Genomic DNA, 25,701 nt, shown 5'->3' on the forward strand with positions numbered 1-25,701 from the left:
TCACTCCTTGTTATCGTGGCGCACGCCAAGAAAAGGCGCGCCTGCATGGATGGCGCTGCTGTCGGCCAGCGTAACCACCTCGGTAAAGTCTTCACTGTTGCTGATGACGATCGGCGTGGTGAGATCGAATCCGGCGTCCAGGATCGCCTGGCGATTGAACTCCAGCAGCAGATCGCCCGGCTGCACGGCATCGCCCGGCTTCACATGGGCGGTAAAATGCTCGCCGTTGAGCTTAACGGTATCAATGCCGATATGAATCAGCAGTTCGATGCCGCTATCGCTAAGCAGGCCAATGGCGTGACGCGTGGAAAACAGGGAGGCGACTTCGCCATAGAAAGGCGAGACGACTACCCCATCCTGCGGCACGATGGCCGCGCCGCTGCCCAGCAGCCCGCTGGCGAAAGTGGCATCGGCAACCTGGTCCAGCGCGACCACGGCGCCGCTTAGCGGCGCCAGCAGCGTCGCGCCGTCAGCCTGGCCGGCGGTAAATAAGGCGCGGCGGGCGGCGGAAGGCGCGGAGGCGGAAGGCGCGGAGGCGGAAGGCGCGGAGGCGGAAGGTGCGGCGGCGGAGGCGGCAGGAGGTGCGGCAGCGGAGGCGGCAGGAGGTGCGGCAGCGGCAGTAGCGGCGCCCGCAGCCGCGGCGGGCATGCCGGCAATCAGCGTCAGTACGGCACTTACCAGCAGCGCCAGCAGGGCTCCGCCAGCCGCGCCCCAGACGCTGGCGTCAATGCCGCCAGCCGGGATAAGCTGCGCCAGAGTGAAGACGCTGACCAGGCCAAACGAATAGGTGTGGCTTGCGCTCAGCGCTACCACCGCGCCGCCCAGCGCGCCGCCGATACAGCCGAAAATAAATGGCCGACGACGCGGCAGCGTCACGCCATAAACTGCCGGTTCGGTAATGCCGAAAATCGCCGCGGTCGTTCCCGATCCCGCCAGCATTTTCAGCTGCGCATCGCGGGTACGCAGCATTACGCCAAGGCTGGCGCCAGCCTGCCCCATCACCGCCGGCAGCACCAGCGGCACCAGCGTATCCTGCCCCAGTACCGCCAGATTATTCATCATCAGCGGAATGAATCCCCAGTGCAGACCGAAGATAACGCAAACCTGCCAGAGTCCGCCCACCACGCAGCCCGCAAGCCAGGGAGCAAAGGCATAAATCGTCTGATAGCCTTCCGCCAGCGCGTGGCTGAGCCAGGTCGCCAGCGGCCCGATCAATAAAAAGGTCAGCGGAACCGTTACCATCAGACAGATCAGCGGCGTAAACAGATTTTTTATTACGCCAGGCAGCGCCTTCGCGCACTGCTTCTCCAGCCAGCAGCTGAGCCAGGCGGCGAAGATGATCGGAATCACCGATCCGCTGTAGTTGAGAAAGGTGACGGGAATGCCCAGAAACAGCTGGGCGGGCGCGCCCGCCTGAGCGCCGGTCTCAAACGCCTCAATCATTAACGGATGCGTTAACGCGCCGCCGATAACCATGGTAAGAAACGGGCTACCGCCGAATTTTTTCCCGGCGGTATAGCCCAGCACCAACGGCAGAAAATAAAACAGCGCATCGCTGGCGACATACCAGATCTTATAAGTGCCGCTTTCAGGCGTCATCCAGTCGCAGGCTACGCACAGCGCCAGCACGCCTTTCAGGATGCCGGCGCCGGCAAGTACGCCGAGAAAAGGGGTAAAAATACCGGAAATGGTATCGATCAGGCGGTCAAACAGCTTCTCCTTGCGTTCCTTTTCCGCGTTTTCCGCAGCGGCAGGCTTCTCCTCGCTGTAGCCCAGCTGCTGGCAGATAGCCTGCCAGACCTCGTGTACGTGATTGCCGATTACCACCTGAAACTGCCCGCCGCTGATCACTACCATGATCACGCCGGGATGCGCCTTTAGCCCCTCGCTGTCAGCCAGCGCCATATCCTTTAATTTAAAGCGTAGTCGGGTAGCGCAATGTATTACGCTGGCAATATTATCGCTTCCGCCTACTCCGCTAATAATATCCCTGGCTATCTGTTGATTCGGCATATTTAATCCTTTTATAACGGCCGCCCGCGGGCAGCATAGAGCTAATAAAAAAAAACCTGACGGCAGAACTTGTTAATAAGTCCGCCTTCAGGTTTTGCCTGCCGAAGCAGTAACAATCCAGAATGTGTTTACCGAGTAAAACGCTAGCTGGTTTCTTTACGCACCCTCTCGATATGGATAGCAAGAAACATTTTTTCTTCGTTGCTTAGCGCGCACTGATATTGCTGGCGTAGATGCTGATCTATCTTGCCGGCGCAGCGCCACGCGCTGGCATATCTTTCCTTAATCGGCAGATAAAGCATGGCGTCATCATCCGCCACCGTGTTTCGTCTCAGCATACGCTGGGCAAAAAATTTCAGATGGGTGACCAGACGCTGATAGCTGAGCGATTGCTGATCGTACTCCAGCCGCAGATGGTATTTGATGATGTGCAGTATCTCCTGCATCACGCGGGTAATGTGCATTACCTCCGGCATTTCACTGTTCAGCTGGGCGTTAACCAGATGCAGCGCGATAAAGCCGGCCTCATCTTCCGGCAGCGTCACGCTAAGCCGCTGCTGCAGAATCTCCAGCGCTTCCAGACCAATGCTGAACTCGCGCGGATAAAGCTGCTTAATTTCCCACAGCAGCGCGTTAGGCAAGAGGATATTGTCGTTATGCCGCACGATAGCGAAATAGCAGTGATCGGCCAGCGCGATACAGAGGTTATCCTGCAGCTTACCCAGCCGCTGACGCGCCAGTTCGGTAATACGATCGCAGGCCGTCAGCACCTCTGGCGGGATCTGGCTCAGCAGCTCCGTTAAGCGCGCCACCAGCGCATCGTTCTGACGGGCAAACACTTTCTCAATTTTGCCGCTGTCAATGGTATCGCCGATTCGTTTCTGGAAACCTAAACCGCGTCCCATGATCACCTGTTCGCACTGGTGCTCATCCAGAACAACCACGACGTTATTATTAAGCACTTTGGTGATCTTCATGCTTCCCTCAAAAACAAAAAACCCGACTCCTGGCACAGGCCAGAAAATCGGGTTTTGCCTGCAGATGCAGTAACAATCCAGCTTCTTTACTCTACCAGCTTTAAGGGCGCGCTCAATATGCCATTGATAAAAACGTGAAGCCGATCGGCAGCGCAACGGCGCCCCGCAGCCGGACAGGGTAAGAGCGGGCGATCCACGGCGGCCGCGTTTGAATAATCAGCGGAACCGGCTGCTTTTCATCGCTTTAGCTGGTTTTCCTGATTCAGCTTATCAGACTACCGGTACGCTTAATTTGTAGCGTCGGGCGTAAAAGAGATCGGGCCAGCAGAACGGATAACAAATCGCCGCAGCCGCTATTTCTCTTCCGCCTTTTTAGCGCCAGAATAACCTGGACGGCAAATGAGAATGAGAATATAAATTTAATCTTATTTAAGAAAATTCCTGCTATACTTCTCCTGCATTCAGCTCATTCCTATATTTTTCGCCGGCCCTTTTCCTCTATTCTGAGCTGAGTGAAACATTTATAAATATTTAACTAATTAACTCTACAATGGAGCCGTTATTCCTTCACTTTTAGCTAGTAAAGTAACCATCATTAAGGCAATGAAGGAATGCAAGATGCGAATAATGATAAAAACCGTTTCTGTTCTGGCGATTGTCAGTATGCTCAGCGGCTGTATAATTGCGCACGACCGCGGCCCAGGGGCGGGATGGCACCACGATCGCGGCAACCATCACGGCTGGCATCATCATCGCGGCAGATAGAATTCTAAACGGGCGCGCCACGGTAGCGCGCCCTGCGGCAAAGCCTGCATACAGCAATATTATAAATATAAAGTAAGAAATAATTGGGCGAGAATATTCTCGCCCATTTCTTTATTACGTTTTGATCAGATAGTTACACCAATAAGGGATTACTTTTTTATTGCGTAATTACACTGATACCAGGCGGTTTGCAACCCCGGAATATAGCTTTCCTGCGGCGGCAGCGGCGCAACCAGATCGAAGCCCTGCGCGCTGCAATAATGCGCCACATCAAGCTCCATGGCCGTTTTATCCACTTTCTGCGGATGAAAACGATACTGAACCGTATGCGAAACGGTATCTTCATCCACGCGTTCAAACGCCCCTGGCTTACTGGTGGTGCAGCCTGCTAATAAAAACAGCGCCAGTGCGCCGTAAATTTTACTTTTCATCTTTGTTCCTTAATGCTGGTGCGGCATCTTAACAGGCGGCAGCGCAGGCGCAATCAGAATGCCCCGCAATACGCAACGCATCATCAACGTTTTTACCGATTGAATTAATTCAGGTTAACGGTTAGCGCTGCTGTCGCTAAGGTGCGATTATCAACCCGGACGCCATGATGTCTGCGCCATACACCAGGTTATATAACGATAAAAAAAACGTACTGACTCTTTAATGCCCGCTGCGAGCGGGCTTTTTTTATGGCTGGCCGGCGTCGGGCATAATACGCAAAATAGCGGCGGGTTATTTGGGAGGAAGTGCGGGCAGCGTCGGCGAATTACTGCGCGCGTACATCAATCAGCACCGGACAGTGCGCTCGTTCAATTACTGCCGCGCTTACCGAGCCCTTCAGCAGGCGGTTAAACGGCGACAGATGGCGTCGCCCCATAATAATCATCTCTGCGTTCAGCGCGCTGGCCTGCGCCACAATGGTTTCCGCCGCTTCGCCCGCCACGACACGTCCGCGCGCTTCAATACCGGCGCCCAGCAGCTGCGCCAGCGCGTGACGAATCACCAGCTCGGCGGTGTTTTGTTCATCCAGCGTTGCGCCAAAATCGGCCGGATCTTCCGCGGCGGTGATATCCAGCGGTTCGCCGCAGGTGGCTCTGGCGGGATCGATACAGCACAGCACCATTACCTGCGCTTTTAGCGCGCGCGCCTGTTCCGCCGCCAGCGCAACGACTTTGCGCGACACATCCGAATTATCTATCGCCACCAGTAGCATTGTCATGTTGTCAGTCCTTAATCGTGCGCCAGATGTTTACCGATCTTACGCATCATCGCTGCTTTACATTTTAGTATTTCATGACGCGCGCCTTATGGTTGTCAAAGCGCGCCGCCGGCGCCCGCCCGCCGGAGCTATGGCCGGCCAGTGTTTTTATGGCCGGGGCGAAAACATCGCGCCCGGCGCGACCTGCTCCGCCGATAACGCCACGGGTAACTTTACTAAAGTAGCGCAGCGTCTGCCGGTAAAAATCACGCTCGACGCGCAGCAGCCAAATCTGGCGCGTCGGCATCGCGGCGGTGCCGGAGATTACGACAGAGTAACCGGTTTTCTTCTCAGGATTGCGCCTGTTTATTTTGTTTATAAATGCGCGTAAATTAGCGCGCGATCCTGTTCTGAGTTACTCAGAACGACCCGGAAACAACGATGCCGCACGTCAGAAAGCGCATCCTGTTGCCATTCTGTTCGCGTTGCGCTGGCCTGGGATCGCCACCGTCGTAACCGCTCAGAGGAGTATTAAGGTGAAATACGCGTTAATGGGAATCTCTTTTTTCCTGTTGATCTGGGTTGGCACTTTCGTGCTGATGCTGTAAACGAGCAAAATGGGGGCGACGCCGGGCGTCGCCCGATTTTACTTCACTCTGCCTGCGGCTCGCTGCTTCTTACTGTCCCCGGCAGAATACCGTCGGCGCGGAACATCGCCTTAATTCCCCGCACCGCCTGACGAATACGATCGCGGTTCTCAATCAGCGCGAAACGCACGTGGGTATCGCCATAGTCGCCGAAGCCGACGCCGGGCGAAACGCATACCTTCGCCTCTTGCAACAGCCGTTTGGCGAACTCCAGCGAGCCGAGATGCGCATAGTGCTCAGGAATTTTCGCCCAGACATACATTGAGGCTTTCGGTATTTCCACCATCCAGCCCGCCTCATGCAGCCCTTTTACCAGCACGTCGCGCCGCCGCTTATACTGTTCGGCGATCTCGCGCACGCACTGCTGATCGCCCTCCAGCGCGGCGATAGCCGCCACCTGCAGCGGCGTAAAGGTACCGTAATCGTGATAGCTTTTGATGCGCGCCAGCGCCGCCACCAGCTCCTTGTTGCCCACCATAAAACCGATGCGCCAGCCCGCCATATTGTAGCTTTTCGACAGGGTAAAGAACTCCACCGCCACGTCGCGCGCGCCCGGCACCTGCATGATCGACGGCGCCTTCCAGCCGTCATAGACGATATCGGCATAGGCGAAATCGTGCACTACCAGTACGTTGTACTGCTTCGCCAGCGCAATCACGCGCTCAAAGAAATCCAGCTCAACGCACTGCGAAGTGGGATTCGAGGGAAAACCGAGGATCATCATTTTCGGCTTGGGATAGCTTTCGCGAATCGCCCTTTCCAGCTCGTTAAAGAAATCGACGCCCGCCACCAGCGGCACCGAGCGCACCTGCGCGCCGGCGATCACCGCGCCGTAAATATGGATCGGGTAGCTGGGATTCGGCACCAGCACGGTATCGCCATGATCGAGCGTCGCCAGCATCAGATGCGCCAGCCCCTCTTTCGAGCCGATGGTCACGATCGCCTCCGATTCGGGATCGATCTCAACCTGATAGCGATCGGCATACCAGCGGGAGATCGCCCGACGCAGGCGGGGAATGCCGCGCGAGGCGGAGTAGCCGTGCGTATCTTCGCGCTGCGCCACCTGGCAGAGCTTTTCCACGATATGCGGCGGCGTCGCGCCATCGGGATTGCCCATGCTGAAATCGATAATATCTTCGCCGCGCCGACGCGCAGCCATTTTCAGCTCAGCGGTGATGTTAAACACATAGGGAGGAAGACGTTCAATACGGGAAAAACGGCGAGACGAGCTGTTATCAGCCATAGCAACCTCTGTGAGTACGTAAGCGCCCGGACCGTCCGAGCGACGCTGACCGCCGATGCGGTCGAAGATTGACCATAGCCTGGCGGCGGTCAGTTTGTCGACAGGGCGATGAAAATAAATTGTTGCCGCCGCCGACTGCCCGACAGCTGGCAAGAAAAGGCGGAAGATCGTGGCGTACGGCGATGACTTTTCTTATTATTACGCCTTATGAATTAAGCCATGAGATGCCCGTGCAATCCATATTCGATATGCTGCTGGCGGTGTTTGACCGCGCCGCCCTGATGCTGATTTGCCTGTTTTTTCTGACGCGCACGCGCCATTTTCGTCAGCTGCTGCAAAAAGATGAACACTCGCGCCAGGAGCTGATGGCGGTAACGGCCATCTTTTCGCTGTTTGCGCTGTTCAGCACCTGGTCGGCGGTCAACGTCGACGGCTCGCTGCTCAACGTGCGTATTATCGCCGTGATGTCCGGCGGCATTCTGTTCGGCCCCTGGGTCGGCATCGCCACCGGCGTCATCGCCGGTCTGCATCGCTTTTTAATCGATATCCACGGCGTTTCTTCCGTTCCCTGTCTGATTACCAGCATTCTTGCCGGCATCGTATCGGGCTGGATCAATCTGAAGGTAGCCAAAGAGCAGCGCTGGCGGCTGGGGATCCTCGGCGGCATGCTGTGCGAATCGCTGACCATGCTGCTGATTATTCTCTGGGCGCGCCCCGCCGCGCTGGGCATTGAAATCGTCTCGGAAATCGCGATTCCGATGATCCTCGGCGCGGTCAGCATCGGCCTGATTGTGCTGCTGGTGCAGAGCGTCGAGGGTGAAAAAGAGGCGATCGCCGCGCGTCACGCCAAGCTGGCGCTGGATATCGCTAATAAAACCCTGCCGCTGTTCCGCCAGGTTAACAGCGATTCGCTGCGCCAGGTGTGCGAGATCATTCGTCACGATATCAACGCCGATGCGGTGGCGATCACCAATAAGCATCAGATCCTCGCCTACGTCGGCTACGGCGAACAGCACTATCATGACGGCGACGATAGCCTCAGCCCTACCACCCGACAGGCGATCGACTACGGCAAAATCATTATTAAAAATAACGATGAGGCGTGGCGCACGCGCGATATCCATTCAATGATCGTCATTCCGCTGTGGGAAAAGAGCGAAGTAACCGGCACGCTGAAAATTTACTATCGACATGCGCACCGCATTACCTGGTCGCTGAAGGAGATGGCGGTGGGCCTGTCGCAGATTATCTCTACCCAGCTGGAGGTGTCGCGCACCGAGCAGCTGCGCGAGATGGCGAACAAGGCGGAGCTGCGCGCCCTGCAAAGCAAGATCAACCCTCATTTTTTATTTAACGCGCTGAACGCCATCTCCTCCTCGATCCGCCTGAATCCCGATACCGCCCGCCAGCTGATCATCAATCTGTCGCGCTATCTGCGCTACAACCTGGAGCTGAACGACGACGAGCCGATCGATATTAAAAAAGAGCTGTATCAGGTGAAGGATTATATCGCCATTGAGCAGGCGCGCTTCGGCGATAAGCTGACGATGATTTACCATATTGATGAAGAGGTAAACTGCACGCTGCCCAGCCTGTTGATTCAGCCGCTGGTGGAAAACGCCATCGTCCACGGCATTCAACCCTGCCGCGGTAAAGGCGTGGTGACGCTGTCGGTGGAGGATCGCGGCGATCGGGTGCGCATCGCGGTACGCGATACCGGCAACGGCATCAGCGACGAGGTAATGGCGCGGGTAGCGCGCAACGAATTGCCGGGCAATAAAATCGGCCTGCTGAACGTACATCACCGAGTGAAGCTGCTGTACGGCGGCGGACTACAGATTACCCAGCTGCATCCGGGCACGGAAATCGCCTTCGATATCAGTAAAAATGGCGAAAAGCTGCCGGAAAAAACGCGCGCGCTGACGGCCTGAGCAGGAGAAGTAAGTGAAAGCGATTATTGTGGAAGATGAGTTTCTGGCGCAGCAGGAGCTGAGCTGGATCATTAAGCAGCACAGCGCCATTGAGATCGTCGCCTGCTTTGACGACGGTCTCGACGTGCTGAAATTTCTTCAGCACAACGAAGTAGACGTGATTTTTCTCGATATTAATATTCCCTCGCTGGATGGCATGCTGCTGGCGCAAAACATCAGCAAGTTCGCCAGTAAACCGCAGATTGTCTTTATTACCGCGTGGAAGGAACATGCGGTGCAGGCCTTTGAGCTGGAAGCCTTCGACTATATTCTCAAGCCCTGGCACGAATCACGCATCGTCGCCATGCTGCACAAACTGGAAGCGCACTGGCAGCAGCAGCGTCAGCCGCTGCCGTCAGAGACGCCGGCGCCGCGTCCGGCGGTGCAAACCGTTAATCTGATCAAGGATGAGCGGATTATCGTCACCGATATTAACGATATTTACTACGTCGAGGCGCATGAAAAACTGACTTTTGTTTATACGCGACGGGAAGAGTATGTGATGTCGGTGGCGATAAGCGAGTTTTGCAGCCGGCTGCCGGAGCCGCAGTTTTTTCGCTGCCATCGCTCGTTCTGCGTCAATCTGAATAAAATCCGCGAAATCGAACCCTGGTTTAACAACACCTATTTACTGCGGCTGCGCGACCTGGATTTTCAGGTGCCGGTAAGCCGCAGCAAGGTGAAAGCCTTTCGCCAGCTGATGCATCTGTAACTACGACGGGCGGGGCTGCCCGCCCGCGTTTACAGCACGCGCCCCAGCGTCTGGCGCAGGTGCGCCCCGGCGCCCAGCAGCCCCGGCTGATCGTGAGTGATCATATAGACCGGAATATTATGCACATAGTCGCGGAAGCGGCCTTTATCTTCAAAAGCGGCGCGGAAGCCGGAAGCCTTAAAGAATTCCAGAAAGCGCGGCACGATGCCGCCGGCGATATAAACGCCGCCAAAGGTGCCGAGGTTAAGCGCCAGATTGCCGCCGAAGCGTCCCATCAGCACGCAGAACAGCGACAGCGCGCGGCGGCAGTCGGTGCAGCTATCGGCCAGCGCCCGCTCGGTGACATCTTTCGGCTTCAGGTTTTCCGGCACGCGCTTATCCGCTTTGACGATGGCGCGATAGAGATTGACCAGGCCGGAGCCGGAGAGCACGCGTTCAGCGGAGACGTGGCCCAGCTCTTCGCGCAGCACCTGCAAAATCATATCTTCTTCAATGCTGTTCGGCGCCAGATCGACATGGCCGCCCTCGCCCGGCAGGCTGACCCAGCGACGATCGACATGGACCAGATGCGCCACGCCCAGCCCGGTGCCCGCGCCGTACACGGCGATCGGCTTATCTTTTACCGCCGCGCCGCCGCCAAACTGCAGCACGTCGTTTTCCGTCAGCATCGGAATCGCCATCGATACCGCAGTGAAATCGTTGATAATTTCCAGATGCCCGAAGCCGAGACTGGTTTTCAGCGCCTGGGTCGAGAACGCCCAGTCGTGGTTGGTCATCTCTACCCAGTCTTCGGTGATCGGGCAGGCGATAGCGATACAGCCATCCTTTACCTCCTGCGCCCGATCCTGCAAAAACAGGCGGATCACCGCCTCCAGGCTGGCATGCTCCGAGGTAGAATAAGTGGTGACCTGAGAAATCAGACCGGTCTCGACTTCGCACAGCGCCAGACGCGCGTTGGTTCCGCCAACGTCGCCCACCAAAGCGTATTTAGACATTATTCTGCTGCTCCGCTTAAAATAATTCTTTACGGGACACTATAAATTTCCCCTGGTAAAACAACAACGCCCACCGCAAAGAAAGGTGGGCGTTTTGCCGAATCGCCCGCTACCATAACCGTGAACGCCGGCGCTGAACAGCGCCAACTTTCTGAAATCGCTATGCCGAATTGCGCCGGTTCAGCGCTGCGGAAACCTGTTGCAGCAGCGGCGGCAGATCGAGCTGCGGCAGCAACACTTCCACCAGCGACAGACGCGGCGCGTCAGCGATCAGTTTCATGACTTCCGTAAGCTGTACCGGCTCCGCCACGCGCCAGCTCTGCGCCGGGCAGTGTTCGCTCAGCGCCTGCGGGATTTGCGTCCAGTTCCAGGCGGCAATATCGTTATAGCGCTGCCCGGCGCCGTTGATGGCGCGCTCCACGGTATAACCCTCATTGTTCAACAGGAAAATCAGCGGCTTCAGATTATCACGCATCATCGAGCCCAGCTCCTGCACCGTCAGCTGCGCCGAACCGTCGCCAATCAGCAGAATGACCCGCCGCTCAGGCTGCGCCGTCTGCGCGCCGAAGGCCGCCGGCAAAGTATAGCCGATAGATCCCCATAGCGGCTGCGTCAGCAGCTGCGCGCCGGCGGGCAGACGCAGCGCCGCCGCGCCAAAGGCGGCGGTGCCCTGCTCCGCCAGGATCAGATCGCCTGGCCGCAGAAAAGTCTGCATCGCCTGCCAGAAAGCGTTTTGCGTCATGCCGGGGCGATCTGCCGGCGCCAGCGGCGCGGGCGAGCCGACGGGCTGCGGCCAGCGGGCGGCGTAGCGTTCACACAGCCGGCGCAGTTCTGTTACCGCCGCGCTCATCGGCAGCGGAGAGAAATGCTCGCCCGCTACCGTCGCGCTAAAGGGCTGGACATCAATATTGCTGGCGGGCGCAATGCGCTGGGTAAAGCCAACGGTGATGGTATCGGTAAAGCGCACTCCGACGGTGATAATCGCCTGCGCCTGCTCGATCGCCCGACGGGTAGCTTCCGCGCTGCCTTCGCCGGCATAGGTGCCGACAAAGCCCGGCCGCTGCTCGTTCAGCACGCCTTTGCCCATCAGCAGCGTGGCATGCGGCAGCGGAACCGCTTCCAGCCAGTGCGCCAGCTGCTGCCGCACGCCAAAGCGATCGGCGAGAAAATCCGCCAGCAGCGAAACGCTGTTCGCCTGCGCCAGTAATTTATCCGCCGCGGCGCGAAAGGCTGCCAGCACCTGCGGATCGGCGACGTTACGCGGCGCCAGCGGCCGCACGGGCGCGCTGACGGCGGCGCCCACCACATCCGCCGGCAGCAGCAGATAGCCGGGGCGCCGCTGGGTTAGCGCTTCGCTAATCACCCGATCGATTTCGGCGCCGGCGTTTTCCGCAGTGAGCACCGCCTGCGCCACGCTTACCTCACGCTGCATACGCAAAAAGTGGCGGAAATCGCCGTCGCCCAGCGAGTGGTGAATAAGATCGCCGCGCCGCTGCGCCGCCAGCGAGGGCGCGCCGACGAGGTGAATAACCGGCAGATATTCCGCATAGCTGCCCGCCGTGCCGTTGATGGCGCTCAGTTCGCCCACGCCAAAGGTAGTCAGCAGCGCCGCCGCGCCGCTGCTGCGGGCGTAACCGTCCGCCGCATAGGCGGCATTCAGTTCGTTGGCGCAGCCTACCCAGGCCAGCCGCGGATGAGCGATCACCCGATCAAGAAAGGCCAGGTTAAAGTCGCCCGGCACGCCAAACAGATGATTGATACCGATTTCATGCAGGCGCTGCAGCAGATAATCACTTACGGTAAAGGCAGACATAGCAGACTCCTTGCGTAATAAGATCGTTTCAGTATCGAATATTCTGTCGTCGCGTCGACATACGATATTGTTATCCGTCTTAGCGCCGTGGCAAGCGGACGTTACGCTAAAAGAAATTTCTGTAATTGCGAGCTATCGCGCGCTTTTTACCGCGTGTAAACGTATACACTACTAAGCTGCTTAATCCTTTTCTCCACGTCTTTCAGGGAACCGCCATGCATTATCAACCGGATACCGCCCGCTATCAGCAGATGGAGTATCGTCGTTCAGGCCGCAGCGGCCTTAAACTGCCCGCCGTTTCGCTTGGCCTGTGGCATAACTTTGGCGACAGCACGCGCGTCGATAACAGCCGCGAGCTGCTGCGTCACGCCTTCGATCGCGGCATTACCCACTTCGATCTGGCCAACAACTATGGTCCGCCGCCGGGATCGGCCGAGGAGAATTTCGGCCGCATTCTGCGCGAAGATTTTCGTCCCTACCGCGATGAGCTGATTATCTCCAGCAAGGCGGGCTATACCATGTGGGATGGCCCCTACGGCGACTGGGGATCGCGTAAATATCTTATCTCCAGCCTCGATCAGAGCCTGAAGCGTATGGGGCTGGAGTACGTGGATATTTTCTATCACCATCGCCCGGACCCGGAAACGCCGCTGGAAGAAACCATGATGGCGCTCGATCAGGTGGTGCGTCAGGGGAAAGCGCTGTATGCCGCTATTTCCAACTATCCCGCGGAGCTTGCGACGCAGGCGATTGAGATTCTGCGCCAGCTGGGCACGCCCTGCCTGATTCACCAGCCGAAGTATTCGCTGTTTGAGCGCCAGCCGGAAGAAGGGCTACTGGAAGTATTGCAGCGTGAAGGCGTCGGCTGTATCGCCTTCTCTCCGCTGGCCGGCGGCGTACTGACCGACCGCTATCTGCACGGCGTGCCGGAGGATTCACGCGCCGCCAGCGGCAGCCGCTTCCTGAACGTCGATCAGCTGACGCCGGAAAAAATGGCGAAGGTGCAGCAGCTGAACGCCATCGCCCAGCGCCGCGGCCAGAAGCTGGCGCAGATGGCGCTGGCCTGGGTGCTGCGTCAGCCGGCAATGACCAGCGTGCTGATCGGCGCCAGCAAAACCAGCCAGATTGACGATGCGGTAGAGATGCTGCAGCAAAGCCCGCTCAGCGCCCAGGAGCTACAGGAGATCGACGCGCTGCTGAGCTAACGCCTCTTTCTGGCTGCCGGCGCGCAGCCAGAAAAATCCCAATTCAGACCGGCCTTATCTTTTTCAGATAGCGATAGCTGCTATTTACGCGCGTTATTTATATGCTGGCGCTACGGTGCCGCTGTTTGCGCACTGATAAGGAGAAATATGAGACGCGCCATTATTATTGCCGCTTTGCTGGCATGTTTATCCCCTTTCACAATACACACAGCACGTGCCGACGGCGCCACGCTTACCCTGCTGCCTGGCGTCACCCTCCAGCTGGGCGATCGCGATCGTCACGGACAATATTGGGATGGCGATCGCTGGCGCGACGGGCGCTGGTGGCGTAACCGCTATGAGTGGCAGCAGGGACGCTGGTGGCGTCATGAGGAGTGGCGACGCCAGCGGGAGTGGCAGCGTCGCGAATGGCGGCGGGAGCGGGAGTGGCGACACTATGAGCGCGCCCGCGAGCGCGAGCACCGCCAGTGGGAGAAACATCACCGCCATCATCACGATTAACCCGGCGCCGCCCGCGCGGCGCCGCTTTCTCAGCCGAGGCCCAGCGCCTCGCCTGCCAGCAGACAGATATTCAACGCAACTACCAATACTACAATAAGCCAGCCTGCGCCCTGCATGATACGCGAGTTAGTCATATCGCCCATCAGCTCCCGCTTGCCGGTAAATACCAGCAGCGGGATCAGCGCCAGCGCAATGCCAAAGCTGAGCAGTACCTGGCTCATGACCAGAATGCGCGTTGGATCCCATCCCGCCATAATCACAATAAAAGAAGGGAGCATGGTGATGGCGCGACGCAGCCAGAGCGGAATATGAAAGTGAATAAAGCCCTGCATCACCACCTGCCCCGCCAGCGTGCCGACGACCGTCGAGGAAAGACCCGCCGCCACCAGGCTCAACCCAAAGACCAGCGCGGCGGCGTCGCTTAACAGCGGCTTCAGCGTCAGATAAGCCTGATCGAGATCCGCCACCCCGGCGTGTCCGTTAAAGTGGAAAGCCGCCGCCGCCGTCGCCATCATCGCCAGGTTCACGAATCCGGCGATAGTCATGGCGATCGCCACGTCCAGCTTGGTGGAAGAGTAGCGCTCGCTACGCGAGCTGTCGCCCCCGCCGTTTTGCGTCAGCGAGGAGTGCAGGTAGATCACGTGCGGCATAATGGTGGCGCCCAGCACGCCCGCCGCCAGAAAGACCGCATCCGCCGTCGGCAGCGACGGCAGCGCCATCCCCTGCACCAGCTCGCTCATTTTCGGCTGTGAGAAGAACAGCTCGACAATATAGGCGGCGGCGACAAACAGCAGCAGTCCGCCGATCACCAGCTCCAGCGGCTTCTGCCCGCGATTTTGCAGCATCAGAATCAGAAAAGTGGCGACGCCGGTCAGTACCGCGCCCTGTAGCAGCGAGATGCCAAGCAGCATTTTGAAACCGAGCGCGGCGCCAATGAACTCCGCCAGGTCGGTAGCCATAGCGATAATTTCCGCCTGCACCCAGTAGAACCACACCGCCGGGCGCGGAAAGCGATCGCGTATATGTTCAGCCAGGTTTTTTCCGGTAGCGATGCCCAGCTTGGCGGACATCAGCTGGATCACCATCGCCATAACATTGGCCCACACTACCACCCACAGCAGCTTGTAGCCGTAGGAGGCGCCGGCCTGGATGTTGGTGGCGAAGTTGCCCGGATCGATATAGCCAATTGCCGCAATAAAAGCCGGCCCCAACAGCGCCAGCTTGATTTTACGGGCTCCGCGTGCTGCTCGTTCCGCGGTGCGGCCTTCTAACATAGTGTTTATCCTGTCTGAGAGTGGTGTCGCCTTTACAGCGTAAAGGGACTTGAACCAGGGTAAAATTCGGTTATCGTTATCGTTGTGATAGCTAACGCTATAAAGTATAGCAACGGCTATACTTTTATTCACAATAGCTGACCGTTTAAAATTCAGCAACACTTTAACTCTATGTCATGCCCGGAATGTTAACAATAAATATGTGGGTTTTTTAATCAGTGTTACAGTTGTGATCGGTAAGACTTTTCTGGTGAGTATGGCGACAAGTAATTGTTATATTGTGGACTTGATCTCGTTTTTACGCTCGCTGTTACATAGAATACGCAGCGAAATATAATCTGCCTCAAAATCGGAGCATACATGTCCCACATTTTGCACTTTGTTCTGGCGCTGGTTGTGGTTGCCGTGCTGGCTTTGCTGGTGAGCCGCGATCGCAAAAGCATCCGCGTCCGTTTTATTGTACAGCTGTTAGTGATTGAGGTGCTGCTTGCGTGGTTTTTCCTCAACTCTGAAGCTGGCCTGGGATTCGTAAAAGGCTTTGCCGGCCTGTTTGACTACCTGCTGAAATACGCGGCTGAAGGGACCAACTTCGTATTCGGCGGTATGAATGACAAAGGAATGGCGTTCTTCTTCCTCAATGTTCTTTGTCCTATCGTGTTTATCTCCGCCCTGATTGGTATTTTGCAGCATCTGCGCATCCTGCCGATCGTTATTCGCGCTATCGGTACGGTGCTGTCGAAAATTAACGGCATGGGCAAACTGGAATCCTTTAACGCGGTCAGTTCACTGATTCTGGGACAGTCAGAAAACTTCATCGCCTATAAAGATATCCTTGGACAGATGTCGCAGCGCCGCATGTACACCATGGCCGCTACCGCAATGTCCACCGTTTCCATGTCGATCGTCGGCGCCTATATGACCATGCTGCAGCCGAAATATGTGGTTGCCGCGCTGGTGCTGAATATGTTCAGTACCTTTATCGTGCTGTCGCTGATCAACCCCTACCGCGTAGAGAAAGAAGAGGATCTGCAGCTTAACGATCTGCATAAGGGCCAGAGCTTCTTTGAAATGCTGGGCGAATATATCCTTGCCGGTTTCCGCGTGGCGATTATCGTTGCGGCGATGCTGATCGGCTTTATCGCCCTGATTAGCTGCATCAACGCGCTGTTTGACGCCATTTTCGGCATCAGCTTCCAGGGCGTGCTGGGCTATATCTTCTTCCCGTTCGCCTGGATCATGGGCGTACCGGCCAATGAAGCGTTGCAGGTAGGCGGCATTATGGCTACCAAGCTGGTTTCCAACGAGTTTGTCGCGATGATGGAACTGCAAAAAATCGCCGCCAACCTTTCGCCGCGCGGCGAAGGCATCCTTTCCGTGTTCCTGGTCTCCTTTGCTAACTTCTCATCGATCGGCATCGTGGCCGGGGCGATTAAAGGTCTGCATGAGGAGCAGGGCAACGTGGTTTCGCGCTTCGGCCTGAAGCTGCTGTACGGCTCTACGCTGGTAAGCGTGCTGTCCGCCTCTATCGCCGGCCTGGTGCTGGGCTGACGGCTTGCCGTTGCTGACAGGAAAAACCGGGCCTCGCCCGGTTTTTTTACGCCCCGCTTTCGGACGGCGTTACGCAGCGACAGAGGCGTGCAGCAAAACCGGCTTAGCGATGCGCAGGCGCAGCAAAAAACGACTGAATGCCGGATCGCAGAGATCAAAACGGGAGCATCAGGACAGGTAACAACAGCAGGATAAACAGGAATAACTGAAATAATGGTGGAGATAAGCGGGATCGAACCGCTGACCTCTTGCATGCCATGCAAGCGCTCTCCCAGCTGAGCTATACCCCCACATCAGAGATAGTGATTAACCGTCGCCAAACCCCTTGGGATAAGATTTGGTGGAGCTAAGCGGGATCGAACCGCTGACCTCTTGCATGCCATGCAAGCGCTCTCCCAGCTGAGCTATACCCCCACATCAGAGATAGTGATTAACCGTCGCCAAACCCCTTGGGATAAGATTTGGTGGAGCTAAGCGGGATCGAACCGCTGACCTCCTGCGTGCAAAGCAGGCGCTCTCCCAGCTGAGCTATAGCCCCGAACCGGATAATCGTGTCGTGTTGACGGAGCGCATGATATGAAACCGCCTTCGGGGTGTCAACGGCAAATTTAAAATCTGTGTCCGATCGCTGAAAAAGGCGTCAAACGGCGGCCTGACGTCGGCAGCAAACAACAAATTTAGTGCCGGACAATCCTCCTGTAGCGCGGGTTTCAGGGCGGGTTGATGATGCAAATTGGCGTTGTGGAAAGATTTCCCGCTGGCAGCGCGCCCGGCGGGTTTTGCTTGTTAATTCATGGTTAATTTAATTATAAAAGCCGCTTGTTATTGTTAATGCGCTATGCAAAACTTCGCGCGCTAATTAATTGAATGGTTAATCGCATCCCTTACCAGCCGCGCCCTGCCGCCGGTGAGCGGCGAAAACCAACCTGATCTTTTGACTAACACACCAGAGCTATTATGTCCTTGCATTCACCTAAAGAAATCGCCGCCATCGCTATTCAGTCGGGGGTAGCGAAAAGCCGCCTGCCGGTTTCCTCTCTGTTAATTCTTGGCTTTATGGCCGGCGCCTTTATCGCCGTCGGCTTTCTGCTCGATCTGCACGTAATTAACAAGCTGCCGGCCGACTGGGGCTCTTTCGGCGGCTTTCTCGGCGCCGCCGTTTTTCCGGTTGGCCTGATTCTGACCATCCTCGCCGGCGGCGAGCTGCTGACCGGTAATATGCTGACGTTGCCCATCGCCTGGTTTGCCCGTCAGGTGAGCGGCTTCAGCGTGCTGCGCAACTGGTTCTGGATCACCGTCGCCAACTTTATCGGCAGCGTGGCGGTAGCCTGGTTCTTCGGCCATATCCTGGGCATGACCGAAGGAGATTACCTGAATAAAACCGTCGCCATCGCCAGCGCCAAGGTAAACGCCGATTTTACCCACGCGTTTATTTCCGGTATCGGCTGTAACTGGCTGGTATGCCTTGCCGTCTGGCTGGCGTTCGCCAGTAAAGATATGGTTGGCAAGATCTTTGGCGCCTGGTTTCCGGTTATGGCCTTTGTCGCTATCGGCTTTCAGCACGTGGTGGCGAATATGTTTATCGTCCCGGCGGCGATTTTTGCCGGCCAGCTGAGCTGGGCGGACTATCTGCCGAACTTTGTCGGCGTCTACCTGGGCAACGCCGTTGGCGGCGCCGTGTTCGTTGGCCTTGCCTACTTCCTCGCATATCGTCCGGCGCCGGAAGCCGCTCCCGCCTCGCGTTAATCTTTTCTGTCCTTCGCCTGTCGGTGGAGGACAGCAGCTTTTCTGTTAGTGATCCACGTTAGTTAATACCATCACGTTTTCATGTAATATATTTGCCTGTGGTTTAAGTTTACAGGGAGGGAAACGTGAAAGAGGAATGGTTAACTCCGGATGAGCTTGCCCAACGGACAGGCTATACGCGCCAGACAATCAATAAATGGATTAAGCGCGAAGGTTGGATCACCAGGCCCAAACCGGGCGTCCAGGGCGGCAAAGCGCGCATCGTAAAGATCGATGAGCGGGTCAACAACTATCTGAACGCCGTACGTCACGCCGCCGAACCTGCGGGCACCTATCTGGCGAAGCAGGGAACCCTGCCCACGCTGCTGATCTCCTGCGTTCAGCAGATGACGCCGCTGGAACAGGAGACGTTGCAAAAGCTCTTGCTGCGCGAGGGCGTGAAAGGGTTGCTGCAGCGACTGAATATTGAGGATAAATAAAAAACCGGAAGCTTGCTTCCGGTTTTGTCGTTAAACGGGCGGGGTTAAACCTCAGCCCTGCGCTTCGCGCTCGCTGATAAACGCCAGCGCCTGTTCGATGCGCGCAACGGTACGGGCTTTGCCGATCGCCTGTACGGTCACGTCCAGCGCGGGCGACTGCCCTGCTCCCGTTACCGCAACACGCAGCGGCATACCAACTTTGCCCATTCCGACTTCCAGCTCGTCCGCCGCCGCCTGAATCGCCTGATGGACATTCTCCGCCGTCCAGTCGCTAATTGCGGCCAGTTTGTCGCGCACTCGCTCCAGCGGCTGGCGCGCTACCGGACGCAGATGTTTTTTCGCGGCATCCGCATCAAAGGCGTCAAAGTCTTCGTAGAAATAGCGGCAGGAGGCTGCTATCTCTTTCAGGGTCTTGCAGCGTTCGCCCAGCAGTTTCACCAGCTGCGCCAGCTCAGGGCCGGTACGGGTATCAATCTGCGCCTGCTCAATATGCCACTGCAGATGGGTGGCGACATATTCCGGCGGCAGCGTGTTGATATAGTGGTGGTTCAACCACAGCAGCTTTTCGGTATTAAAGGCGCTGGCGGATTTGCTTACCGCATCCAGCGAGAAGAACTGTTTCATCTCGTCGATTGAGAAGATCTCCTGATCGCCGTGCGACCAGCCCAGGCGTACCAGATAGTTGAGCAGCGCTTCCGGCAGATAACCATCGTCGCGATACTGCATGACCCCTACCGCGCCGTGACGCTTGGAGAGTTTTTTACCGTCGTCGCCCAGAATCATCGAGACGTGAGCATACACCGGCACCTGCGCGCCGATCGCCTTCAGGATATTGATCTGGCGCGGCGTATTGTTGATGTGGTCCTCGCCGCGGATTACATGGGTGATTTCCATATCCCAGTCATCGATCACCACGCAGAAGTTGTAAGTCGGCGAGCCGTCGGTACGACGGATGATCAGATCGTCCAGCTCCTGATTGCTGAACTCAATCGGACCTCGAATTTGATCGTCAAACACCACTGAGCCTTCCTGCGGGTTGCGGAACCGCACCACATGCGGCTCATCAGCGGCATGATGCTCATGGCTGTCGCGGCAGCGGCCGTCATAGCGCGGCTTCTCGCCGTTCGCCATTTGCGTTTCGCGCAGCTGCTCTAAACGCTCTTTTGAGCAGTAGCATTTATAGGCCGTTCCCGCCTCCAGCATCTCGTCGATCACCGCGTTGTAGCGATCGAAGCGTTTGGTCTGATAGTAAGGGCCTTCATCCCAGTCGAGGTTGAGCCAGTTCATGCCATCCATAATCGCATCGATGGCCTGCTGCGTGGAGCGCTCCAGATCGGTATCCTCAATGCGCAGGACAAATTCGCCTTCGTGGTTACGCGCAAACAGCCAGGAATAAAGTGCGGTGCGGGCGCCGCCGACATGCAGGTAACCGGTCGGACTCGGCGCGAAACGGGTTTTGATTTTCATTGAGCTTGCCTTAGTGCGCAGTTTTTCTGCGGAATGACAGAAAAGGTATTTTTCATGCATGGATTCAGTGCGCATATTCTATCACCTGCCTTTGATTCCTCAACGGCAAACCCGGCGATGATGCGTCAGGTCACTGAATTTTCATCCGCTGCGGCGGCAGTTTCGGCTAAAAGCGCGACAGGATGCCTAATTTTAAGTCGAACAAACATTTTCAATTTAAAAAGCGTTGACTCATTGCCAACTCTCCCTATAATGCGACTCCACACAGCGGGGGTGATTAGCTCAGTTGGTAGAGCATCTCCCTTACAAGGAGGGGGTCGGCGGTTCGAGCCCGTCATCACCCACCATCTTCAGATGGCCCGCAGTGTAAGACAGCTTCAAAGATGGGTGATTAGCTCAGTTGGTAGAGCATCTCCCTTACAAGGAGGGGGTCGGCGGTTCGAGCCCGTCATCACCCACCATCTTTGACTGTCGCACCGAAACGGGTGATTAGCTCAGTTGGTAGAGCACCTCCCTTACAAGGAGGGGGTCGGCGGTTCGAGCCCGTCATCACCCACCATCGGGTCGTTAGCTCAGTTGGTAGAGCAGTTGACTTTTAATCAATTGGTCGCAGGTTCGAATCCTGCACGACCCACCAGTGTAGAAAGGCGCCCTAAAGGCGCCTTTTTGCTATGCCGAATCGGCAGGATGAGAACCTGCAGCAGGTTCGGGTCGAGCGCAGGCGAGACAACGTTGCCTCTGGCAACGGCCCGCAGGGCGAGGCAAAGCCGAGTCATCCTGCACCACCCACCAGTGTAAAAAGGCGCCCTAACGGCGCCTTTTTGCTATGCCGAAGCGGCAGGATGAGAACCTGCAGCAGCTTCGGGGCGAACGCAGGCGAGACAACGTTGCCTCTGGCAACGGCCCGCAGGGCGAGGCAAAGCCGAGTCATCCTGCCGCCCGGTTATTCATCTGATAATTTGCTCTCATTTTGAGATTTTTATCACGCCCGGTCGCATCGCCATTCATGCGAAGTTATCAATTAGCAGGTTAATAAATTCATCAATTAATAATTTACCTATTATCATTTTTTGTCGCCTTCAGCGCCCTCCCTGGCCGCCAGAATCGCTGATCCCCTCGCCTGCCGGCCGCTGGTCTGCTTCTTGCTAAGAAGCTGTCAGGTTAAATCAGGGGGGCCACAGCGTGAGTAACCATTCCATTATTACCGTCATCGTTATTCTGTATATCATTATCATGATTGGCGTATCTCTCTATGCCAGAACGCGAATCAACAACTCGGACGATTATCATCTTGCCGGGCGACGCTTAGGTACGGTTATGCTGGCGGGCACGCTGGCGGCCACGGAAATCGGCGGCGGCAGCACTATTGGCGTAACGGCCAAAGCCTATGGCGAGTGGGGAATCTCCGCCGCCTGGTACGTTATCGCTACCGGCATCGGTATTTTTTTGGTGGCGTTTATTGCGCCCTATATGCGCCGGGCGATGGCGACAACGGTGCCGGAAATTATCGGCAGGCGTTATGGCAAAAGCAGCCATTTAATTACCAGCATCCTGTCGGTTATTTCTTTAATCTCCCTGGCGGCGGCGCAAATTACCGCCTGCGCGACCGTGGTCAGCGTAATGCTGAATATTAACTTCTCGGTAGCGTTGCTGGTCGCCGGTTGCCTGCTGGTTTTTTATACGTGGGTCGGCGGCATGTGGAGCCTGTCGCTTACCGACTTCATCCAGTTTTTTATTATCGTTTTCGGCTTTTCCATTGCAGTGATCTATATTCTGGCCAGCGATCCCGCAGGCTGGACGCACGTTTTCCACGCCCTGCCGCAGGAAAAATTATCCACCACCCGGCTGGGGTGGGGTTCGATTATCGGCCTGATCGTTATGTACTTCATGACGTTTTGTACCGGCCAGGAAGCGGTTCAGCGTTTTTACTCGGCGAAAAATGAAAAAATAGCGATACGCGGCGCCCTGCTGTGCGGCCTGACGATCGCGGCCTATGCGCTGGTGCCGGCCATTTTCGGTCTTATCGCCTCCGTCTATTATCCCGATATCGCCGCCAACGATGCGCTGGCGATCACCGCGGCGGATAAGCTGCCGCCGCTGTTTGCCGGAGTAATACTCTCCGCCGTGCTGTTCGCGACCATGTCGAGCGGCTCTGGCGATTTGCTGGGCGCCTCCAGCATTATGGTCAAGGATATCTATTACGGGTTTATTGATAAAAAGGCGCATACCTCGGCAAGCGAGCTGAAAAACAGCAAAAGAATTGTGATCATTACCGGCGTTATCGCTATTGTTATCGCCTTCTTCAGCCAGCAGATTATTGAGCTGTTGATTTTTGCCTTTACTATTCGCGCCACCGGCCCGTTTGCCGCTTATCTGTACGGCCTGCTGGCGGATTACGTTACGCCGCGCGCCGGCTTACTGTCGATTATTGTCGGCACCCTGGCCGGGATAGTCTGGCAACTTCTTGGTCAGCCCTACGGCATTTACGCCATTATCATCGGCGCGTTAATGAGCTTAATCAGCTTCCTGATTACGCGTCAAATTGATAAGTTCCTCGGCGTAAAAGGCTCGCCATCGTTATACAGCGAATAATTGCTGCCAGGCAGCCCGGCGAACCTATCCCTCTTTTGCCGGAGCTTACGCTGCGGCGGCGGGCATATTCTGTCCGACGCCCGCTTTTTCACGTTGCTTATTACCATTTTATGCAGCCTTTTCGCTTTCTTTTCGTTTTCCTGGCGCAAGATTTACGTTTAGCTGCCTCAAGCCCTGCCCGACGCTGACCGATAGGTATAGCGATCCACCACCAGGGAGACGATCATGATAGCTATCACTACTCCAGGCAGCGCCGGCGCAGCGCAAAGCAGCAGCGACAGCGCGGCCGCAGCTGCACGCCTCACCAGCCGGATTGCTAAGCTACAGCAGCAGCTGAAAGAGGCGAGTAACTCAGATGCCGACAGCGAGGTAAAACAGCAGCAGCTACAGACGCAGATTAAACTGCTACAGGCGCAGCTGGTTCAGCTACAGCGCCAACAGGCGGAGGAAGCGAATCAACAGCAGCAGACGCGCGCAAGCGGCAGCGTCAATATTGCCGATGGCGTTAATCGTCCAACGGAGGAGCACCTGCTCAACGTTTATATCTAAAAAGCGGGCATCCGTTGCCGCTGTTGCGTCAGCAGCATCGCCTGCTGGCGCACCACCTGCCAGATCGCCTCTGCCGCAGGCGACAGCGAGCGGTTTTTACGATGAATCAGCGTTAAGGTTCGATTAATTTCCGGCTGTAGCCGACGCACCGTCAACGGACGTCCCGCCGGTAGCGGCAACGCCAGCGCCGGCAGAATACTGATGCCGATTCCCGCCTCAACCATCGGATAGAGCGTGGTGGGATGCCCGATTTCCTGCACGATTTCCGCCGTCACCTGCTGCTGCTTCAGCGCCTCATCAATCAGCACCCGGCTGCCGGACGCATAATCCTGCAACACCATGGTGCGCCCGTTCAGCAGCGACCAGCAGACCGTTTCCGCCTGCGCCAGCGCGTCATCCTGTCGACAGAGCAGCAGGAAAGGCTCGGCCAGTATCGGCTGGGATGCAAACTCGCCTGCCGCCAGCGGGCCGACAACGATACCAAAATCCACCTCCGCATCGCGCACGCTCTGCACTACCCACTGCTGGGGGCGATCGCGCAGCGTCACCTTAATGTCGGGATAGCGCCGCTGGCTGGCGGCCAGGCACTGCGGCATCAGGTGGGCTGATATTGTCTGGCTGGCCGCAACCCTGACCGTGCCGCTGCGCTGCTGCCCAAAGCTGCGCGTGTCAAGCAGCGTGGTATGCAGCTCTTCCAGCAGATGCTCCAGCCGCGTAGCCAGCTGCTGACCGGCGCTGGTTAGTATGACTTCGCGCGTAGTGCGATCCAGCAGGCGAATACCGATCGCCGCCTCCAGCTCTTTAATGCTGTGGCTGACGGCGGACTGGCTCAGGCCGATCGCCTGTCCCGCCTGGCTGAAACTGCCCTGCTGCGCCACGGCCACAAACACCCGCAGCTGTCGTAAAGAGTAATTCATCGACTATATTCATGAATGGATGCAATAAATCAATTTTATTTCTAAACACCGCTGACGCACAATACGCCTATCCATTTCTAACCAGGTTTTAACAATGGCAATTCTTCGCCTCGATCCGATGATGGTCAAGCTGTTGATTGTGGTGCTGCTGGCTACCTTTTTACCCGCGCAGGGCCTGTTCGTCCCGCTGTTCGACTGGCTGACTACCGCCGCTATCGCCCTACTGTTTTTTATGCACGGCGCCAAGCTGTCGCGTGAAAAAATCATCGCCGGCAGCAGTCACTGGCGGCTGCACCTGTGGATCCTGTTCAGCACCTTTGTGCTGTTTCCGATTTTGGGACTGCTGCTGGTCTGGTGGCATCCGGTTAACCTCAGCGATGATATCTACACCGGCTTTGTCTACCTCTGCATTCTGCCTGCCACGGTGCAGTCCGCCATTGCCTTTACCTCGATGGCGGGCGGCAACGTCGCCGCCGCGGTATGCAGCGCATCCGCTTCCAGCCTGCTTGGCGTGTTTATCTCTCCGCTGCTGGTCAACCTGGTGATGAACATTCACAGCGCAATGCCGGGCAACGGACTGGAGCAGGTAGGCCGCATTATGCTGCAGCTGCTGGTGCCTTTTGTGCTGGGACATCTGGCGCGCCGCTGGATCGGCGGCTGGGTGGAGCGCCATCGCGGCCTGATCGGCAAGACGGATCAGTCGTCGATTTTACTGGTGGTCTACTCCGCCTTTAGCGAAGCGGTAGTGAACGGCATCTGGCACCGCGTCGGCGTGATGACGCTGGTTTGGATCCTCGCAGGCAGCATAGCGCTGTTGGTAATTGTGCTGTTAATTAACCTGCTGGCGGCGCGTCTGTTTGGCTTTAACCGCGCCGATGAGATCACCATTCTGTTTTGCGGCTCAAAGAAAAGCCTGGCGAACGGCGTGCCGATGGCCAATATCCTGTTTCCCGCCGCCTCGGTGGGCATTATCGTGCTGCCGCTGATGATCTTTCATCAGGTCCAGCTGATGGTCTGTTCGTTTATCGCCCAGCGCTACCACAAGGCACAGCAGGCGGCGCAGGCGCCCGCGGCGGAAGTTAGGAAATAGCTACCCCGG

Annotated in this window: 23 protein-coding genes, 7 tRNA genes and 2 other RNA genes; 18 read left to right on the forward strand and 14 right to left on the reverse strand. The window is 56.9% G+C overall.

Annotated elements, in window-relative coordinates:
- Both bglF and licT read right to left on the reverse strand, forming a co-directional pair.
- Positions 1 to 2,013, reverse strand: coding sequence for a PTS beta-glucoside transporter subunit IIABC (bglF, locus tag FKM52_RS09205; protein ID WP_141175920.1), 2,013 nt, complete (start codon positions 2,011 to 2,013; stop codon positions 1 to 3).
- A gap of 143 nt (positions 2,014 to 2,156) precedes the next feature.
- Complete coding sequence (gene licT / locus FKM52_RS09210; protein ID WP_141175921.1) at positions 2,157 to 2,990, reverse strand: BglG family transcription antiterminator LicT; 834 nt, start codon at positions 2,988 to 2,990, stop codon at positions 2,157 to 2,159.
- A 618-nt stretch (positions 2,991 to 3,608) separates the two neighbouring features.
- Here licT and FKM52_RS21680 point away from each other — a divergent pair.
- Positions 3,609 to 3,755, forward strand: a complete 147-nt coding sequence (locus tag FKM52_RS21680) for a hypothetical protein (RefSeq protein ID WP_181407916.1) — start codon at positions 3,609 to 3,611, stop codon at positions 3,753 to 3,755.
- 149 nt (positions 3,756 to 3,904) lie between these two features.
- On the opposite strand, the gene FKM52_RS09215 is transcribed toward FKM52_RS21680, so the two are convergent.
- The 3 genes from FKM52_RS09215 to FKM52_RS22140 form a co-directional block, all read right to left on the reverse strand.
- Complete coding sequence (locus FKM52_RS09215; RefSeq protein ID WP_141175922.1) at positions 3,905 to 4,186, reverse strand: putative periplasmic lipoprotein; 282 nt, start codon at positions 4,184 to 4,186, stop codon at positions 3,905 to 3,907.
- A 326-nt stretch (positions 4,187 to 4,512) separates the two neighbouring features.
- Positions 4,513 to 4,965, reverse strand: a complete 453-nt coding sequence (locus FKM52_RS09220; RefSeq protein ID WP_141175923.1) for a universal stress protein — start codon at positions 4,963 to 4,965, stop codon at positions 4,513 to 4,515.
- 64 nt (positions 4,966 to 5,029) lie between these two features.
- Positions 5,030 to 5,251: a hypothetical protein gene (locus tag FKM52_RS22140; protein WP_181407917.1), complete on the reverse strand. Its 222-nt coding sequence runs from the start codon at positions 5,249 to 5,251 to the stop codon at positions 5,030 to 5,032.
- Between the two features lie 229 nt (positions 5,252 to 5,480).
- On the opposite strand from FKM52_RS22140, the gene ypdK reads away from it, so the two are divergent.
- Entirely contained in the window at positions 5,481 to 5,552 is a 72-nt protein-coding gene (gene ypdK / locus FKM52_RS09230; protein WP_128178783.1) for a membrane protein YpdK, read from the forward strand.
- Between the two features lie 43 nt (positions 5,553 to 5,595).
- On the opposite strand, the gene alaC is transcribed toward ypdK, so the two are convergent.
- Positions 5,596 to 6,834, reverse strand: a complete 1,239-nt coding sequence (gene alaC / locus FKM52_RS09235; RefSeq protein ID WP_141175924.1) for an alanine transaminase — start codon at positions 6,832 to 6,834, stop codon at positions 5,596 to 5,598.
- Between the two features lie 224 nt (positions 6,835 to 7,058).
- Between alaC and FKM52_RS09240 the strand changes: the two genes are divergently transcribed.
- Positions 7,059 to 8,765 (forward strand): sensor histidine kinase, encoded by a 1,707-nt coding sequence (locus tag FKM52_RS09240; protein WP_280115550.1) that lies wholly within the window; start codon positions 7,059 to 7,061, stop codon positions 8,763 to 8,765.
- A 13-nt stretch (positions 8,766 to 8,778) separates the two neighbouring features.
- Positions 8,779 to 9,516 carry a LytR/AlgR family response regulator transcription factor gene (locus FKM52_RS09245; protein ID WP_141175925.1) on the forward strand — a complete coding sequence of 246 codons (738 nt, stop codon included), beginning with the start codon at positions 8,779 to 8,781 and terminating at the stop codon, positions 9,514 to 9,516.
- 29 nt (positions 9,517 to 9,545) lie between these two features.
- On the opposite strand, the gene glk is transcribed toward FKM52_RS09245, so the two are convergent.
- Both glk and FKM52_RS09255 read right to left on the reverse strand, forming a co-directional pair.
- Complete coding sequence (gene glk, locus FKM52_RS09250) at positions 9,546 to 10,511, reverse strand: glucokinase (protein WP_141175926.1); 966 nt, start codon at positions 10,509 to 10,511, stop codon at positions 9,546 to 9,548.
- A gap of 160 nt (positions 10,512 to 10,671) precedes the next feature.
- Positions 10,672 to 12,324: an alpha-keto acid decarboxylase family protein gene (locus FKM52_RS09255; protein ID WP_141175927.1), complete on the reverse strand. Its 1,653-nt coding sequence runs from the start codon at positions 12,322 to 12,324 to the stop codon at positions 10,672 to 10,674.
- Positions 12,325 to 12,539: 215 nt separating this feature from the next.
- Between FKM52_RS09255 and FKM52_RS09260 the strand changes: the two genes are divergently transcribed.
- Both FKM52_RS09260 and FKM52_RS09265 read left to right on the forward strand, forming a co-directional pair.
- Positions 12,540 to 13,529, forward strand: a complete 990-nt coding sequence (locus FKM52_RS09260) for an aldo/keto reductase (RefSeq protein ID WP_141175928.1) — start codon at positions 12,540 to 12,542, stop codon at positions 13,527 to 13,529.
- 147 nt (positions 13,530 to 13,676) lie between these two features.
- The gene (locus FKM52_RS09265) at positions 13,677 to 14,030 is read left to right on the forward strand and encodes a DUF2502 domain-containing protein (RefSeq protein ID WP_141175929.1); all 354 of its coding nucleotides are present in this window, start codon (positions 13,677 to 13,679) and stop codon (positions 14,028 to 14,030) included.
- A gap of 29 nt (positions 14,031 to 14,059) precedes the next feature.
- Here the strand turns inward: FKM52_RS09265 and FKM52_RS09270 are convergent, their stop codons facing one another.
- On the reverse strand, positions 14,060 to 15,304 hold the full coding sequence (locus FKM52_RS09270; RefSeq protein WP_141175930.1) for an Nramp family divalent metal transporter: 1,245 nt from the start codon (positions 15,302 to 15,304) through the stop codon (positions 14,060 to 14,062).
- 360 nt (positions 15,305 to 15,664) lie between these two features.
- Between FKM52_RS09270 and FKM52_RS09275 the strand changes: the two genes are divergently transcribed.
- The gene (locus tag FKM52_RS09275; protein WP_141175931.1) at positions 15,665 to 16,852 is read left to right on the forward strand and encodes a NupC/NupG family nucleoside CNT transporter; all 1,188 of its coding nucleotides are present in this window, start codon (positions 15,665 to 15,667) and stop codon (positions 16,850 to 16,852) included.
- A gap of 214 nt (positions 16,853 to 17,066) precedes the next feature.
- Here FKM52_RS09275 and FKM52_RS09280 read toward each other — a convergent pair.
- The 3 genes from FKM52_RS09280 to FKM52_RS09290 all read right to left on the reverse strand — a co-directional run bounded on the left by FKM52_RS09280 (position 17,067) and on the right by FKM52_RS09290 (position 17,390).
- Positions 17,067 to 17,142: transfer RNA gene (locus tag FKM52_RS09280), tRNA-Ala, on the reverse strand.
- Positions 17,143 to 17,190: 48 nt separating this feature from the next.
- Positions 17,191 to 17,266 (reverse strand) — tRNA-Ala (locus FKM52_RS09285).
- 48 nt (positions 17,267 to 17,314) lie between these two features.
- Positions 17,315 to 17,390: transfer RNA gene (locus tag FKM52_RS09290), tRNA-Ala, on the reverse strand.
- 419 nt (positions 17,391 to 17,809) lie between these two features.
- On the opposite strand from FKM52_RS09290, the gene FKM52_RS09295 reads away from it, so the two are divergent.
- The gene (locus FKM52_RS09295) at positions 17,810 to 18,598 is read left to right on the forward strand and encodes a formate/nitrite transporter family protein (protein WP_141175932.1); all 789 of its coding nucleotides are present in this window, start codon (positions 17,810 to 17,812) and stop codon (positions 18,596 to 18,598) included.
- Between the two features lie 125 nt (positions 18,599 to 18,723).
- Positions 18,724 to 19,077 carry a YfeC-like transcriptional regulator gene (locus tag FKM52_RS09300; RefSeq protein ID WP_141175933.1) on the forward strand — a complete coding sequence of 118 codons (354 nt, stop codon included), beginning with the start codon at positions 18,724 to 18,726 and terminating at the stop codon, positions 19,075 to 19,077.
- Between the two features lie 51 nt (positions 19,078 to 19,128).
- On the opposite strand, the gene gltX is transcribed toward FKM52_RS09300, so the two are convergent.
- Positions 19,129 to 20,544: a glutamate--tRNA ligase gene (gltX, locus tag FKM52_RS09305; RefSeq protein WP_141175934.1), complete on the reverse strand. Its 1,416-nt coding sequence runs from the start codon at positions 20,542 to 20,544 to the stop codon at positions 19,129 to 19,131.
- Positions 20,545 to 20,815: 271 nt separating this feature from the next.
- Here gltX and FKM52_RS09310 point away from each other — a divergent pair.
- The 8 genes from FKM52_RS09310 to FKM52_RS09345 all read left to right on the forward strand — a co-directional run bounded on the left by FKM52_RS09310 (position 20,816) and on the right by FKM52_RS09345 (position 23,685).
- A tRNA-Val gene (locus FKM52_RS09310) sits at positions 20,816 to 20,891 on the forward strand.
- 38 nt (positions 20,892 to 20,929) lie between these two features.
- A tRNA-Val gene (locus tag FKM52_RS09315) sits at positions 20,930 to 21,005 on the forward strand.
- Between the two features lie 22 nt (positions 21,006 to 21,027).
- Positions 21,028 to 21,103, forward strand: a tRNA-Val gene (locus FKM52_RS09320).
- A gap of 2 nt (positions 21,104 to 21,105) precedes the next feature.
- Positions 21,106 to 21,181: transfer RNA gene (locus tag FKM52_RS09325), tRNA-Lys, on the forward strand.
- Positions 21,182 to 21,210: 29 nt separating this feature from the next.
- A non-coding RNA gene (locus tag FKM52_RS09330) (RtT sRNA) lies at positions 21,211 to 21,336 on the forward strand.
- 29 nt (positions 21,337 to 21,365) lie between these two features.
- Positions 21,366 to 21,491: non-coding RNA, RtT sRNA (locus FKM52_RS09335), on the forward strand.
- Between the two features lie 235 nt (positions 21,492 to 21,726).
- Positions 21,727 to 23,136 (forward strand): sodium:solute symporter family protein, encoded by a 1,410-nt coding sequence (locus FKM52_RS09340; RefSeq protein ID WP_181407918.1) that lies wholly within the window; start codon positions 21,727 to 21,729, stop codon positions 23,134 to 23,136.
- Positions 23,137 to 23,361: 225 nt separating this feature from the next.
- Positions 23,362 to 23,685: a FlxA-like family protein gene (locus FKM52_RS09345; protein ID WP_141175935.1), complete on the forward strand. Its 324-nt coding sequence runs from the start codon at positions 23,362 to 23,364 to the stop codon at positions 23,683 to 23,685.
- Here the strand turns inward: FKM52_RS09345 and FKM52_RS09350 are convergent.
- Entirely contained in the window at positions 23,682 to 24,602 is a 921-nt protein-coding gene (locus FKM52_RS09350; protein ID WP_141175936.1) for a LysR family transcriptional regulator, read from the reverse strand. The genes FKM52_RS09345 and FKM52_RS09350 overlap by 4 nt on opposite strands.
- A 94-nt stretch (positions 24,603 to 24,696) precedes the next feature.
- On the opposite strand from FKM52_RS09350, the gene FKM52_RS09355 reads away from it, so the two are divergent.
- A complete protein-coding gene (locus FKM52_RS09355) occupies positions 24,697 to 25,692 on the forward strand; it encodes a bile acid:sodium symporter family protein (protein ID WP_141175937.1) in 996 nt (331 codons plus the stop codon).
- Positions 25,693 to 25,701 lie beyond the last annotated feature (9 nt).

This window comes from Mixta tenebrionis (genome assembly GCF_006517625.1).
Lineage (GTDB): Bacteria > Pseudomonadota > Gammaproteobacteria > Enterobacterales > Enterobacteriaceae > Mixta > Mixta tenebrionis.

What these genes read in the sequence shown, in the direction of transcription:
- bglF (WP_141175920.1), bottom strand. Translation starts at nt 2,013, where the DNA reads ATGCCGAATCAACAGATAGCCAGGGATATTATTAGCGGAGTAGGCGGA.
- licT (WP_141175921.1), bottom strand. Translation starts at nt 2,990, where the DNA reads ATGAAGATCACCAAAGTGCTTAATAATAACGTCGTGGTTGTTCTGGAT.
- FKM52_RS21680 (WP_181407916.1), top strand. Translation starts at nt 3,609, where the DNA reads ATGCGAATAATGATAAAAACCGTTTCTGTTCTGGCGATTGTCAGTATG.
- FKM52_RS09215 (WP_141175922.1), bottom strand. Translation starts at nt 4,186, where the DNA reads ATGAAAAGTAAAATTTACGGCGCACTGGCGCTGTTTTTATTAGCAGGC.
- FKM52_RS09220 (WP_141175923.1), bottom strand. Translation starts at nt 4,965, where the DNA reads ATGACAATGCTACTGGTGGCGATAGATAATTCGGATGTGTCGCGCAAA.
- FKM52_RS22140 (WP_181407917.1), bottom strand. Translation starts at nt 5,251, where the DNA reads ATGCCGACGCGCCAGATTTGGCTGCTGCGCGTCGAGCGTGATTTTTAC.
- alaC (WP_141175924.1), bottom strand. Translation starts at nt 6,834, where the DNA reads ATGGCTGATAACAGCTCGTCTCGCCGTTTTTCCCGTATTGAACGTCTT.
- FKM52_RS09240 (WP_280115550.1), top strand. Translation starts at nt 7,059, where the DNA reads ATGCCCGTGCAATCCATATTCGATATGCTGCTGGCGGTGTTTGACCGC.
- glk (WP_141175926.1), bottom strand. Translation starts at nt 10,511, where the DNA reads ATGTCTAAATACGCTTTGGTGGGCGACGTTGGCGGAACCAACGCGCGT.
- FKM52_RS09255 (WP_141175927.1), bottom strand. Translation starts at nt 12,324, where the DNA reads ATGTCTGCCTTTACCGTAAGTGATTATCTGCTGCAGCGCCTGCATGAA.
- FKM52_RS09260 (WP_141175928.1), top strand. Translation starts at nt 12,540, where the DNA reads ATGCATTATCAACCGGATACCGCCCGCTATCAGCAGATGGAGTATCGT.
- FKM52_RS09265 (WP_141175929.1), top strand. Translation starts at nt 13,677, where the DNA reads ATGAGACGCGCCATTATTATTGCCGCTTTGCTGGCATGTTTATCCCCT.
- FKM52_RS09270 (WP_141175930.1), bottom strand. Translation starts at nt 15,304, where the DNA reads ATGTTAGAAGGCCGCACCGCGGAACGAGCAGCACGCGGAGCCCGTAAA.
- FKM52_RS09275 (WP_141175931.1), top strand. Translation starts at nt 15,665, where the DNA reads ATGTCCCACATTTTGCACTTTGTTCTGGCGCTGGTTGTGGTTGCCGTG.
- FKM52_RS09295 (WP_141175932.1), top strand. Translation starts at nt 17,810, where the DNA reads ATGTCCTTGCATTCACCTAAAGAAATCGCCGCCATCGCTATTCAGTCG.
- gltX (WP_141175934.1), bottom strand. Translation starts at nt 20,544, where the DNA reads ATGAAAATCAAAACCCGTTTCGCGCCGAGTCCGACCGGTTACCTGCAT.
- FKM52_RS09345 (WP_141175935.1), top strand. Translation starts at nt 23,362, where the DNA reads ATGATAGCTATCACTACTCCAGGCAGCGCCGGCGCAGCGCAAAGCAGC.
- FKM52_RS09350 (WP_141175936.1), bottom strand. Translation starts at nt 24,602, where the DNA reads ATGAATTACTCTTTACGACAGCTGCGGGTGTTTGTGGCCGTGGCGCAG.
- FKM52_RS09355 (WP_141175937.1), top strand. Translation starts at nt 24,697, where the DNA reads ATGGCAATTCTTCGCCTCGATCCGATGATGGTCAAGCTGTTGATTGTG.